Annotated in this window: 11 protein-coding genes; 10 read left to right on the top strand and 1 reads right to left on the bottom strand. The window is 73.7% G+C overall.

What is annotated here, in order from left to right; genetic code table 11:
- The first annotated feature begins 82 nt into the window (after positions 1-82).
- Genes IEZ31_RS28050 through IEZ31_RS28035 form a run of 4 tightly spaced genes read left to right on the top strand, consistent with a single transcriptional unit; the run spans position 83 to position 2,628 of the window.
- On the top strand, positions 83-721 hold the full coding sequence (locus tag IEZ31_RS28050) for a TetR/AcrR family transcriptional regulator (RefSeq protein WP_229835911.1): 639 nt from the start codon (positions 83-85) through the stop codon (positions 719-721).
- A 16-nt stretch (positions 722-737) separates the two neighbouring features.
- Entirely contained in the window at positions 738-1,496 is a 759-nt protein-coding gene (locus IEZ31_RS28045) for an SDR family NAD(P)-dependent oxidoreductase (RefSeq protein WP_190252993.1), read from the top strand.
- Positions 1,497-1,512: 16 nt separating this feature from the next.
- Positions 1,513-1,923 carry an AMP-binding protein gene (locus IEZ31_RS28040; RefSeq protein WP_190252992.1) on the top strand — a complete coding sequence of 137 codons (411 nt, stop codon included), beginning with the start codon at positions 1,513-1,515 and terminating at the stop codon, positions 1,921-1,923.
- 33 nt (positions 1,924-1,956) lie between these two features.
- Positions 1,957-2,628, top strand: coding sequence for a TetR/AcrR family transcriptional regulator (locus IEZ31_RS28035; RefSeq protein WP_229835910.1), 672 nt, complete (start codon positions 1,957-1,959; stop codon positions 2,626-2,628).
- Here the strand turns inward: IEZ31_RS28035 and IEZ31_RS28030 are convergent.
- Complete coding sequence (locus IEZ31_RS28030; RefSeq protein WP_229835909.1) at positions 2,614-3,747, bottom strand: acyl-CoA dehydrogenase family protein; 1,134 nt, start codon at positions 3,745-3,747, stop codon at positions 2,614-2,616. The genes IEZ31_RS28035 and IEZ31_RS28030 overlap by 15 nt on opposite strands.
- A 350-nt stretch (positions 3,748-4,097) precedes the next feature.
- Here IEZ31_RS28030 and IEZ31_RS28025 point away from each other — a divergent pair, with 350 nt between their 5' ends.
- The 6 genes from IEZ31_RS28025 to IEZ31_RS28000 are packed head-to-tail and all read left to right on the top strand — an operon-like array spanning position 4,098 to position 12,436.
- A complete protein-coding gene (locus IEZ31_RS28025) occupies positions 4,098-5,321 on the top strand; it encodes an ABC transporter substrate-binding protein (protein ID WP_229835908.1) in 1,224 nt (407 codons plus the stop codon).
- Between the two features lie 8 nt (positions 5,322-5,329).
- A complete protein-coding gene (locus IEZ31_RS28020; protein ID WP_190252989.1) occupies positions 5,330-7,243 on the top strand; it encodes an ABC transporter permease in 1,914 nt (637 codons plus the stop codon).
- Positions 7,240-7,986: an ABC transporter ATP-binding protein gene (locus IEZ31_RS28015; protein WP_190252988.1), complete on the top strand. Its 747-nt coding sequence runs from the start codon at positions 7,240-7,242 to the stop codon at positions 7,984-7,986. The genes IEZ31_RS28020 and IEZ31_RS28015 overlap by 4 nt, the downstream gene beginning before the upstream one ends.
- Positions 7,983-8,768 carry an ABC transporter ATP-binding protein gene (locus tag IEZ31_RS28010; protein WP_229835907.1) on the top strand — a complete coding sequence of 262 codons (786 nt, stop codon included), beginning with the start codon at positions 7,983-7,985 and terminating at the stop codon, positions 8,766-8,768. The genes IEZ31_RS28015 and IEZ31_RS28010 overlap by 4 nt, the downstream gene beginning before the upstream one ends.
- Positions 8,704-10,638, top strand: a complete 1,935-nt coding sequence (locus IEZ31_RS28005) for a GMC family oxidoreductase N-terminal domain-containing protein (RefSeq protein ID WP_190252987.1) — start codon at positions 8,704-8,706, stop codon at positions 10,636-10,638. The genes IEZ31_RS28010 and IEZ31_RS28005 overlap by 65 nt, the downstream gene beginning before the upstream one ends.
- A gap of 10 nt (positions 10,639-10,648) precedes the next feature.
- Complete coding sequence (locus IEZ31_RS28000) at positions 10,649-12,436, top strand: AMP-dependent synthetase/ligase (protein WP_190252986.1); 1,788 nt, start codon at positions 10,649-10,651, stop codon at positions 12,434-12,436.
- The last annotated feature ends 136 nt before the right edge of the window (positions 12,437-12,572 follow it).

Below are 12,572 nucleotides of genomic sequence, written 5' to 3'. Positions count from 1 at the left end.
ACGATGAAACGCAGATTGCCTCGGTGTTTCACGTATGAGACCACACTGTGTCGGCCATCACAAGACGCTTCAGGAGGTGATCGTGACGTCCCTCGTCGAACGCGCATACATTGACGCTGTTGAAGGCATCGATGATGCGGACGAAATCCGGACCCGACTGCTCGACGCGGCCTACGAGCAGTTCTGCCGGGTGGGGATCCAGCGCTGCACCATGGAGGACGTGGCCCGCCGCGCCCGGGTCTCCCGCATCACCGTCTACCGGCGGTTCGCGACCAAGAACGCGCTGGTCGAGCAGGTGGTGCGGCGGGAGTTCCGGCGGTATTTCGACCAGTTCCTCGTCGACATCGCCCGCGCCGGGACCGTGGCCGACCGGGTGGTGGCCGGGTTCGTGAGCTCGCTGCGCGCGCTGCGGCACAATCCGCTGATCGGCGGCCTGATGGCCGCGGAGCCCGACCTGGTCGCGCCGTCGATGATCAGCGACGGCGGGCAGACCCTGGCGACCGTGCGACGGTTCCTCGCCGGGCAGCTGCGCCGCGAGCAGCGCGCGGGCAACGTGTCGCACGACCTGGACGCCGACCTCGCCGCGGAGCTGATGGTCCGGGTCTCGGCGTCGTTCCTCGCGATCCCCAGCCAGGTCGTCGACCTCGACGACGAGGCCCAGCTCGCCGCGGTGGCCCGGCAGTTCCTCGTGCCCATGCTCCAGCCGAGGGCCTCGTCGTGAACGTCGGGGGACCCCGGTGACCGGGCAGTTGCACGGCAAGGTCGCCTGGGTCACCGGGGCCGGCCGGGGCCTCGGCGCGGCGCTGGCCGAGGGGCTGGCCGCGCACGGCGCGACGGTCATCCTCCAGGCCCGCGCCGCCGACACCCTGCGGGCCGTGCGGGACCGGATCGTCGCCGCCGGCGGCACCGCGGAGACGGTCGTCGGCGACGTCACCGACGAGGCCACCGCCGACGCGGTCGTCGAGCTGGCCACGCAGCGCTGGGGCCGCCTCGACGTGCTGGTCAACAACGCCGGGATCAGCCCGTCGCTGGAGCGCAGCGAGCGGCTCGGCACGGCCGACTGGCAGCGCGTGCTCGACACCAACCTGTCCGGGGTCTTCCGCTGCGCCCGCGCGGCCGGCGCGGTCATGCTGCGGCAGGGCGCGGGCAGCATCGTCAACATCTCCTCGGTCCACGGCCAGGTCGGCCTGCCGCGGCTGGCCGCCTACAGCGCCAGCAAGGGCGGCGTCGAGCAGCTGACCCGGACCCTGGCCCTGGAGTGGGCACCGGCCGGCGTGCGGGTCAACGCGGTGGCGCCCGGCTACCTGGAGACCCGGATGACCGAGGGGCTGCGCAACCACGAGACGTGGTCGCAGCGGCTGCGCGAGCGCATCCCGATGGGCCGGTTCGGCCGGCCGGAGGAGGTCGTCGGCGCGGTCGCGTTCCTGGCGTCCGACGCGGCCGGATACGTCACCGGCAGCATCCTGCACGTCGACGGGGGCTGGACCGCTCAATGACCTGAGGGGGCACGTCGTGGACACTGACGAGGTGGCCGTCGTCGGCCGCGGCCTCACCGAGATCGGCCTGCGGGCCGGTGGCCGGGTCCTGATCATGATGTCCGGCCGCCCGGAGCACTGGCTGATCCACAGCGCGGCGGTCCACGTGGGCGCGACGCCGGTGCCCCTGCGCCCCGCGCTGAGCACCGACCAGCTGCGCCTGGTGGCCCGGCACAGCGCCGCGCAGCTGCTCGTGCTGGAGGGCTCGGCCGAGCTGGCCCGGTGGCGGCCGGTCCTGCCCGGGCTGCCGAGCCTGCGGCGGATCGTGCTGGTCGGCGAGCCGGCGCCGGAGGACCTGAGCCTGGCGACGGTGTCGCTGGCCTACGTCCGCTCCGCCGGGGCACTCGCCCGGCGCGACGACCTGGGCCGGCGCCGGAGCCCGGTATGATGACTCGATTCCGGCGTCGGGGAAAGGCGGGCCGTGGAACCGTTGTTGTCGGCCCTGGTCGCGACCGCCGACTCGGACTCGCTGCTGGAGCGGGCGTTCGCCGAGGCGGTGGAGCGCGCCGGGGACAACGACGAGATCACCACGCGCCTGCTCGACGCGGCCTACGACCAGTTCTGCCGCATGGGCATCCGGCGCTCCACCATGGAGGACGTCGCCCGGCGGGCCGGGGTCTCCCGCATCACCGCGTATCGTCGCTTCGCCACCAAGGACGCCCTGGTCGAGCAGGTGGTGCGGCGCGAGTTCCGGCGCTATTTCGACCAGTTCCTCGTGGACATCGAGCGGGCGGAGACCGTCGCCGACCGGGTCGTGCTGGGCTTCGTCAGCGCGCTGCAGGCCATCCGGCGCAACCCGCTGATCGGCGGCCTGATGAGCGCCGAGCCCGAGCTCGTCATCCCGTCGATGATCAGCGACGGCGGCCGGACGCAGGGCACCGTGCAGCGGTTCGTCGCCGGCCAGCTGCGCAGCGAGCAGCACGCCGGCACCATCTCGGCCGACGTGGACGTCGAGGTCGTGGCCGAGCTGTGGACCCGGATCTCCTCGTCGTTCCTCATCACGCCGAGCCAGATCATCGATCTCGACGACGACGAGCAGCTGCGTGCGATCGCCCGGCAGTTCCTGGTGCCCATGCTGTCACAGGCCGAGTGACCGGCCGACCACCTCCTTCATGATCTCGGTCGTGCCGCCGTAGATCGTCTGCACGCGGGCGTCGAGGTACGCCCGCGCCACCGGATACTCGCGCATGTAGCCGTAGCCGCCGTGCAGCTGCAGGCAGCGGTCCACGGTGCGCTGCTGCAGCTCCGTGCACCACCACTTCGCCATCGCCGCGGTCTGCGCCGTGAGCTCGGCGTCGACCAGGCACCGGTCGACGAACACGCGGCCGATGCGCAGCTCGGTGGCCAGCTCGGCCAGCACGAACCGGTTGTGCTGGAAGCTGCCGATCGGCGCGCCGAACGCGTGCCGTTCCTTGCAGTAGGCGACGGTCTGCTCGAACACCCGCTCGGCCCCGGCGAGGGCGGCGACGGCGATGGACAGCCGCTCGTAGGGCAGGTTGCGCATGAGGTAGGCGAAGCCCCGGCCCTCCTCGCCGAGCAGGTTGGCCGCCGGCACCCGCACGTCGGAGAAGAACAGCTCGGCCGTGTCCTGGGCCTTCTGCCCGATCTTGTCGAGGTTGCGGCCCCGCTCGAAGCCGGCCATGCCCCGCTCGACCACCAGCAGGCTGATGCCGCGGTGGCCGGCCGCCGGGTCGGTGCGGGCCACGACGATGACCAGGTCCGACAGGATGCCGTTGCTGATGAACGTCTTCTGCCCGTTCAGGACGTAGTGGTCCCCGTCCCGCACGGCGGTGGTGGCGATGCCCTGCAGGTCGCTGCCGGCGCCCGGCTCGGACATGGCGATCGCGGTGATGAGCTCGCCGGAGCAGAAGCCCGGCAGCCACCGCTGCCGCTGCTCGTCGTTGGTCAGGTCGGTCAGGTACGGCCCGATGATGTCGTTGTGCAGGCCGAACGCGGGACCGCTCGCGCCGGCCCGGGCCAGCTCCTCGGTCAGGACGGCGTTGAAGCGGCGGTCGGTCACGCCGGCGCCGCCGTAGCGCGGGTCGACGAAGAAGCCGAGCAGGCCGGCCCGGCCGGCCGCCCGCCACACCTCGCGGTCGACGATCCCGTCCTGCTCCCAGCGCTCGTGGTGCGGGGCGATCTCCTTGTCGACGAACGCCCGGACCAGCTCGATGAACGCCCGGTGCTCGTCGGTGTGGATGGTGCGGTTCACGTCGGCCGGCTCCTCACCGCGCGGATTTGATATTTGACATTTGATACTGCCTGCCGGTGGCACTCCCTGGCAAGTCTTCGTTTTGTTAGGCCCGGTTCTCATTCGATCGGCCGGCGAACAAGACAGAGCAGCGTCCTCTTCCCAAGAAGTTAACGCTGCTTTACAGTGCCGTGCAGAACGACGAGGGTCCGCCGAGGCGCGGGCCGATCAGCCTGTCACGTCGGTACCGCCGAACCGGCCGCACACCGGTCCGGCGGTACGCGCCATCCCGTGTCTGCACTGGACGAGCTGCCCGTCGACCGCCCCGACCCCTGCCGGGCGGCGACGACGTCTTCGAAATGAGGCAACCCATGCGCCGGTATCCCGCGGTCCTGCTCGTCGCCACCCTGGCGGCGGCCGGCTGCGCCTCCGAAACGCCCGCTCCCCCGGGCGCGTCGCCCACCTTCTCCAAGCCGCCGATCACCGTCGGCTTCCTCAATCCGTCCGGCGGGCCGGTCCCCCAGCCGGGCACCGACACCGGCGTCAAGGCGGCGGTGTCGTACATCAACGGCGAGCTCGGCGGCATCAACGGCCACCCGCTCGAGGTCGTGTCGTGCGACACCGACACCACGCCGGAACGGGCGCAGTCGTGCGCCAACACGTTCGTCGAGAAGAAGGTGGTGGCCGTCATGGACGGCTACAACCTCTCGTCGAGCGCGGCCCTGCCGGCCCTCACCGCCGCCCAGATCCCGCTCGTCGGCATGATCCCGTTCGACTCGGTGACCGGCGCCAAGGCGGAGAACCGGGTCTTCTTCGCCGCACCGCAGGCGTCGTTCCTCGTCGGGGCGCTGCAGGCGTTCAAGTCCGACGGCAAGAAGTCGGTCACCCTCGCCCTCGTCGACACCCCGTCGTCGCACCAGACCATCGACAACCTGCTGCCCGTGCTGGCCAAGACCCTCGGGATCGACGCCAAGGGCATCTACTTCTCCGCCACCAACCCGAACTTCACGGCGGTCGCCTCGACCATCGCGCAGGCCAACCCCGACGTCGGCGGCCTGGTGGCCTCGCCGAGCGAGGCGGTCTGCTCGGCCCTGGTGAAGGCGCTGCGGCAGCTGCAGTACAAGGGCGAGATCTTCACCGCCGCCTGCACCGACTACATCAAGAGCTCCCCCGCGCAGGCGGCCGGCGGCGCGCTGTACTCGTCGAACTGGCTGCCCGCCGCGGCGAAGTACGCGCCGGCCGACGTGCAGGCCGAGCTGACGCTGGCCGAGAAGTACATCTCCGGCGTCAGCGGCGGCACCCCCGGCTACTACGCCTACGGCGAGTTCGCGCTGCTCGTCAACTTCGCCAAGGCCATGGCAGCGGCGCCCGAGAGCGACCTCACCGGGCCCGGCGCGCTGAAGACCCTGAAGGCGCTGAAGGACTTCCCGACCTTCCTCGGCCCGAAGGTCACCTGCGGCAGCGCCACCTCGCCGAACTGCACGACCCAGATGCTGCTGTTCGTGGTCCAGGCCGACGGCACGGCCAAGCCGGTCACCGACGGGTGGATCACGCCGGTACCGCAGGTGCTCGCCGCCATCCCGGGAGCGGTGTAACCCGAACCATGGACCAGGTCCTGCTCTTCATCACGCTCGGCTTCGCCGCCGGCTCGGTCTACGCCGTGATCGCCGCGTCGATCGTGTCGCTGCACGCCGCCACCGGAGTGCTCAACTTCGCGCAGGGCTCGCTCGCCCTGTGGGGCGTGTGGGTCGTCGCCGAGCTGCGGCGCAGCGGCACCCTCGTGCTGCCCGTCGGCGCGGTGCCGCTCGGCGCGCCGGTGTCCGCCTGGGCGGCCGTTGCGCTCGGCGTGCTCTGCACCGCCGGGCTCGCGGTGGCCGCCCACTGGCTGGTGTTCCGGCCGTTGCGCGCGGCGCCGCCGCTGTCACAGGTGGTGGCGTCGGTCGGGCTGATGCTGGCGATCGCCGCGCTGGTGCCGCTGCGGTTCCCGACGAACGGCGCCCTCGCCGAGCCGCTGCTCACCGACCGGACGCTGCCGGTGGCCGGCACGTTCGTCAACGCGAGCGACCTGGTCCTGCTGGGCGTGGCGGTGACGGTCGCGGCGGCCCTCTCGGCGTACTTCCGGTTCACCCGGTGGGGCGTGGCCACCCGGGCGAGCGCGGAGGACGAGCGGGCCGCCCGGCTGACCGGGCTGTCGCCCGACCGGCTCGCCGGCGTCATGTGGCTCATCACCGGCGCGGCGACGTCGCTCGTGGCGGTGTTCGCCGCGCCGACCCTCGGCCTCGACCCGATCGGCTACATGTTCTACGTCCTGCCCGGCCTCGCCGCCGCCCTGCTGGCCCGGCTGACCTCGGTCGTCGCCGCCTGCGCGGCCGGCGTGGCGATCGGCTGCCTGCAGTCGATCCTGCTGCTGCTGAGCACCCGCGACGGCTGGCCGGCCTGGGCCCAGGCCGGCTTCGGCGAGGCGCTGCCGTTCGTCCTCGTCGTCGTCGCGCTGGTCGTGCTGGGCCGGCACATCCCGGCGCGGGGCGCCCTGGGCACGGTCCGCATGCCGGCCGTGGCCCTGCCCCGCCGCCCGTGGACGGCGGGCGCCGGGCTCGCCGCCGCGGCCGCCGTCGCCGTCGGGCTCACCTCGGGCAGCTGGCGGTTCGGCGTCGTCACCTCGATCATCATGGCGCTCATCGCCCTGTCGCTCGTCGTGCTCACCGGCTACCTCGGGCAGATCTCGCTCGCCTCGATGGCGTTCGCCGGCACCGGCGGGTTCGTGCTGTCCCGGGCCACGGTCGCCTGGGGCGTGCCGTTCCCGCTGTCGATCCTGCTCTCGGCCGGCGTCGCCACGCTCGTCGGCGTGGTGGTCGGCCTGCCGGCGTTGCGCATCCGGGGCGCGCAGCTCGCCGTGGTGACGCTGGCCGGGGCCGTCGCGCTGCAGCAGCTCATCTTCGCCAACCCGGCGCTCACCCCGTTCGAGGGCAACCTCATCACCGGCCCGGCGCTGTTCGGCTGGGACCTCACGGTGCGCCGCGGCACCGACCTGACCACCGTCGCGTTCTCCGCCACGGTGGTCGTCATCGTCGCCGCGCTCGTCGCCGTCGTCGCCCGGCTGCTCGCCGGCTCGACCGGCCAGTCGTTCCTGGCGATCCGGTCCAACGAGCGCGCCGCGGCGGCCGCCGGCATCGACGTGGCCCGCACCAAGCTGGCCGGGTTCGCCCTGTCGGCGTTCCTCGCCGGGGTCGGCGGGTGCCTCATCGGGTACAGCCGCTCGCAGCTGTCGGTCGAGTCGTTCAACGTCGTCGTCGGGCTCAGCGTGCTGTGCATGGCCTACGTCGGCGGCATCACCCGCATCGGCGGCGCGCTCGTCGCCGGCCTGATCGCCCCGCTCGGCGTGCTCTACACGCTGCTCGGCACCACGCTCGGCCTCGGCCGGTACTACACCCTGATCGCGGCCTGCGCGCTCGTCGTGACCGCGGTGCTCAACCCGTCGGGGATCGCCCACCTGGTGCGCCGGGGGGCGACCGCATGAACGCCTTGCTGCAGACCACCGGGCTCACCGTGCGCTACGGCGGGGTGCTGGCCAACGACGACGTCGGCCTCACCGTGGGCGCGGGCGAGGTCGTCGGGCTGATCGGCCCGAACGGCGCCGGCAAGACCAGCCTCGTCGACGCCGTCACCGGGTTCGCCCCGGCCCGCGGCACCGTCAGCCTGGCCGGTCGGCGCATCGACCGGCTGCCGCCGCACGCGCGCCGCCGCGCCGGCCTGGCCCGCACCTGGCAGGCCGGCGAGCTGTTCGCGGACCTCACCGTGCGGCAGAACGTCGCCGTCGCCACCGGCCGCGGGCCGCTGCGCAACCTGTGGGGCGACCTCGCCGGCCGCCGCCCGCCCGGCCGCGACGTCGACGAGGTCCTGGAGCTGTTCGGCCTGCACTTCGTCGCCGACCGCCGGCCCGGGGAGCTGAGCCTGGGCCGGCAGAAGATCGCCGGCGTGGCCCGCGCCCTCGTCGGAGGCACCCGGGTGGTCCTGCTCGACGAGCCGGCCGCCGGGCTGGACACCGACGAGAGCGCCGAGTTCGGCCGCCACGTGCGCGCGGTCGCCGAGTCGGGCCTCGCGGTCCTGCTGATCGACCACGACATGACCCTCGTCGCCGACGTCTGCGACCGCGTGTACGTCCTCGACTACGGCGTCGTCATCGCCGACGGCACCCCGCAGGCGGTGCTCGCCGACCCGGCCGTCCGCCGCGCCTACCTCGGATCGGAGCTGGCCCCGTGACGACCCCACTCCTGCGCCTGCGCGGCGTCACCGCCGGCTACGCCGGGATCCCCGCCGTCCGGGACCTCGACCTCGACCTGGCCGAGGGCGAGGTCCTCGCCCTGCTGGGCCCGAACGGCGCCGGCAAGACAACCACCCTGCTGGCCGCGGCCGGGGTCATCCGCCCGATGCGGGGCACCGTCGAGGCGTTCGGCCGGCCGCTGCACCGGCGGCTGGAGCGCAACGCGCGCGCCGGGCTGATCCTGGTGCCCGACACGCGAGGCGTCTTCCACGGCCTGACGGTGCGCGAGAACCTCGCCCTCGCCCGGCGCGGCGGCCGCGACCGGACCCACGAGGAGCTCTTCCCCGCGCTGGCCGGGCTGATGTCGCGCCGCTGCGGGCTGCTGTCGGGCGGCGAGCAGCAGATGCTCGCCCTCGCCAAGGCCCTGGCCGGCCGGCCTCGCGTCCTGCTGGTCGACGAGATGAGCATGGGCCTGGCCCCGGTCGCGGTCCAGGCCCTGCTGCCCGCCGTCCGGTCGCTCGCGGACCGGTTCGGCGTCGGCGTCGTGCTCGTCGAGCAGCACATCGACCTGGCGCTGTCGATCGCCGACCGGGCGATCGTGCTGCACCACGGCCGCGCCACGCTCGCCGGACCGGCCGCCGACCTGCGCGCCGACCGGCACGCCGTCGCCGAGGCGTACTTCGGCACCGCCCCGAACACCCTGGAGGCACCACCCGATGGAACTGACCGCCAAGCAGCGCGCCGCCCTGGTGAGCATCTGCGACACCTTCGCGCCGGGTGACGGCGACGGCGTCCCGCCGGCCAGCCGGCTCGGCGCCGCCGACGTCATGGCCGCGCTCGCCCTGCACAACCCGCGCGCCGCCGAGGTGCGGCAGTTCCGGCAGTTGCTGTCGGCCTGGGACTCCCCGATCGTGCGGCTGGTCCCCGGCGGCGGCGCGCGACGGTTCTCCCGCCAGCCGCAGGAGCGCCGGGAGCGGATGCTGCTCGCCCTCGCCGAGTCCGGCGTCACCCAGAAGCGCGCGCTGTTCCAGGCGCTCAAGGGCGCGGCCACCCTCGCCTACTACCTGACACCCGGGCCCACCGGGCACTCGCCGGTCTGGGACGCCATCGGCTACCCGGGCCCGCTCGGCACCCGCGCCGACGCCCCCGAGCCGCCGCTGACCCCGATCCGCCCGTCCGGCGCGACCGTCCTCGACTGCGACGTGGTCGTCGTCGGGTCGGGTGCCGGTGGCGGTACCGCCGCCGCCGTCCTCGCCGCCGCGGGCCTGGACGTGATCGTGGTGGAGAAGGGTGAGTACTACGACGACCGCGACTTCGACGGCGGCGAGCTGTCCGGCCTGTCCCGCCTCTACGCGCCCGGCCCGGCCGTCACCGCCGAGGGCCAGCTCAGCCTGCTGCAGGGCCAGTGCGTCGGCGGCGGCACGGTGGTGAACTACGCCACGTCGTTCCGCACCCCGCCGGGCGTGCGCGAGGAGTGGGGCGACCCGTTCACCACCGACGAGTACGACCGCAGCCTCGACGCGGTGTGGACCCGCCTCGGCGTGAACCTCCGCCACAACCGGATCTCGTCCCGCGACGCGCTCATGGAGCGCGGCCTGGAGAAGCTCGGCTGGCACGTCGACGCGATGCCCCGCAACGTCGAGGGCTGCGACACCGGCATCGACTGCGGCCGGTGCGGCCTCGGCTGCCGGCTCGGCGCCAAGCAGTCCACCGCGAAGACGTGGCTCGTCGACGCCCAGGAGGCCGGTGCGCGCCTGCTCGTCGGCGTCGACGTGCGCACGGTGACGATCGCGGCGGGCCGGGCCACCGGCGTCACCGGCACCGCGGCCGGCGGCCACCCGGTCACGGTCCGCGCCCGCGCCGTGGTCGCCGCGGCGGGCAGCGTGCAGACCCCGGCGCTGCTGCGCCGGTCCGGGCTCACCAACCCGAACATCGGCCGGCACCTGCGCCTGCACCCGGCCACCGGCGTGTGGGGCGTCTTCCCAGAGGAGGTCCGCCCGTGGGAGGGCGGCATGCAGACCCGCTACTCCACCGAGCACGCCGACCTCGACGGCCGCGGCTACGGCGTCATCTACGAGACGGCGGCCACCAACCCGGCCATCGCCGTGTCGTTCATGAGCTGGACCGGCGCCCGGGCCCACCTGAGCCGGATGCGGTCCCTGCCGCACCTGAGCGGGGTCGGCATCATCACCCGCGACCGCGACAGCGGCCAGGTCCGGGTCGGCCGCGACGGCGAGCCCGTCGTGCACTACCGCCTCTCCCCCTACGACGCGGCGCACATGCGCGCCGGGATCGAGGGCGGCGCCCGCATCGTCGAGGCGGCCGGCGCGGCGAGCGTGTTCTCCGGCCACCAGCGCGGGCTGACCTGGGAGCGCGGCAAGGGCTCCATCGACGACTTCATCCAGCACGCGACGGCCCTGGGCACCGCGCCCGGGGAGATCGCCATGGCCGCGCTGCACATCATGGGCGCGGCCCGGATGGGCGCCAGCCGGGCGACCTCGGCCGCAAACCCGGACGGCGCGACGTGGGAGGTGCCGAACCTGGTCGTGGCCGACGCCTCCACGTTCCCGACGTCGTCGGGCGTGAACCCGATGATCTCCATCCAGGCCATCGCCCACATGAACGCAGCACGCCTCGTCACCCGCCTGTGAAGGAGGTTCCGTGGACCACATCACCATCCCGTCCCTGCTGCACCGCAACGCGACCGAGTACCCCGGCCACGCGGCGCTGACCACCTACGGCCTCGACGCCGTCGTCACGTGGCGGGAGCTGCGCGACCGGGTCGCCGTGCTGGCCCGCGGGCTGAGCGGCCTGGGCCTCGGGCCGGGCGACCGCATGATCATGATGATGCCGAGCCGGGTCGAGCACTGGGCGCTCGACCTGGCCGCGGTCCACCTCGGCGCCGTCCCCTGCACGATCTACGCCACGCTGAGCACGGAGCAGCTGCGGTACGTCGCCCAGCACAGCGCGGCGACGGTGCTGGTGCTCGACGGCGCCGAGGAGCTGCGCCGCTGGGTCGGCGTGCTCGGCGACCTGCCCGACCTGCGGCACGTGATCGTGGTCGACGCCGGCGCGGCCGGGCCGGGCACGACGCCGCTCGCGGCCGTCGAGGCCGCCGGGTCGGTCGCGCACGGCGCCGATCCCGAGGTGTTCGAGGCGCTCTGGCGGGAGGTCCGGGCCGACCGGCCGGTGACGCTGCTGTACACCTCGGGCACCACCGGCGACCCCAAGGGCGTGCTGCTGACCCACCACAACGTCGTGCACCAGGCGGCGGTCCTGGAGGCCACCGCGGCGCTGCCCGACCATCCGCGCACCGTCGCGTACCTGCCCCTGGCCCACATCGCGGAGCGGATGCTCGGCATCTACAACCTCGTCTACCGGGCCGGGCACGTCACGATCGTCCCCGACCCGCGGCAGCTCGCCGCCGCGCTGCGCACGGTCCGGCCGCACTCGTTCTTCGGCGTGCCCCGGGTGTGGGAGAAGCTGGCGGCGGGCGTGCAGTCGCAGCTCGACGCGGCCGATCCGGCGGTGCGGGAGGCGTTCGCCGCGGCGAGCGCCCTGGCCCGCGAGGACTACCTGGCCCGGGCCGCGGGCGAGCCCCGCACCGGCGAGCAGGCCGCCCGGCTGGCCGAGGTGGATGCGTCGGTACTGCGACCGATGCGCGCCATGCTCGGCCTCGACGAGCTGCGGTGGGCCGGCAGCGGCGCCGCGCCGATCCCCGTCGACGTCCTGCTGTTCCTGGCGGGCCTGGGCGTCGACGTCCTCGAGGTGTGGGGCATGACCGAGACGACCGGCACCACCACCGTCAACACGCCGGCGTCGTTCCGGCCCGGCACCGTCGGGCGGGTCAACGCCGGCATGGAGCTGCGGCTGCTCGACGACGGCGAGGTCCAGGTCCGCGGCCCGCTGGTGTGCCAGGGGTACCTGCGGCCCGGCGGCGCGGTCGAGCCGGTCGTGGACGGCGACGGATGGCTGTCGACCGGCGACGTGGGCACGCTGGACGAGGACGGCTTCCTGACGATCACCGACCGCAAGAAGGACCTCATCATCAACTCCAGCGGGAAGAACATCTCGCCGGCGCAGATCGAGAACCTGCTGCGGGCCAACCCGCTGATCGGCCAGGCGGCCGCGATCGGCGACCGGCGTCCCTACCTCACCGCGCTGATCGTGCTCGACGAGGAGGTGGCGCCGATCTGGGCCGGCTCGTACGGCCTGCCCGACCGGCGGCTGGCCGCCCTCGCCGAGGACGCCACGGTCCACGCCGCGGTCGCGTCGGCGGTGGCGGCCGTCAACGAGAAGCTGTCGCGCCCCGAGCAGATCAAGGCGTTCCGCATCATGCCGTATGCCTGGACGCCGGAGACGGGCGAGCTGACGCCGTCGCTCAAGCTGCGCCGCCGGGTCATCGCCGAGCGCCACGCGTCGCTCATCGACGAGATGTACCGGGCTTGAGCTGCTGCCGCGCCGGGCCCGGGCCTCCGACGGCTCCGGACCCGGCGCGGAGCTCGGCTAGCGGAACTGTTCGCCGCGGGTGGCTTTGTCCAGCAGGAGCTGTGGCGGTTCGAAGCGGGAGCCGTAGCGGGCGGCG

The sequence above is a fragment of the Dactylosporangium sucinum genome (assembly GCF_014647515.1).
Classification (GTDB): domain Bacteria; phylum Actinomycetota; class Actinomycetes; order Mycobacteriales; family Micromonosporaceae; genus Dactylosporangium; species Dactylosporangium sucinum.
Note: the sequence above shows the minus strand (reverse complement) of the source record. Positions and strands in the feature narration are given on the sequence as shown.

Bases quoted from the DNA above. Each gene is read 5' to 3' on its own strand.
- IEZ31_RS28020 (WP_190252989.1), top strand. From the start codon at position 5,330: ATGGACCAGGTCCTGCTCTTCATCACGCTCGGCTTCGCCGCCGGCTCG.
- IEZ31_RS28005 (WP_190252987.1), top strand. From the start codon at position 8,704: ATGGAACTGACCGCCAAGCAGCGCGCCGCCCTGGTGAGCATCTGCGAC.
- IEZ31_RS28015 (WP_190252988.1), top strand. From the start codon at position 7,240: ATGAACGCCTTGCTGCAGACCACCGGGCTCACCGTGCGCTACGGCGGG.
- IEZ31_RS28025 (WP_229835908.1), top strand. From the start codon at position 4,098: ATGCGCCGGTATCCCGCGGTCCTGCTCGTCGCCACCCTGGCGGCGGCC.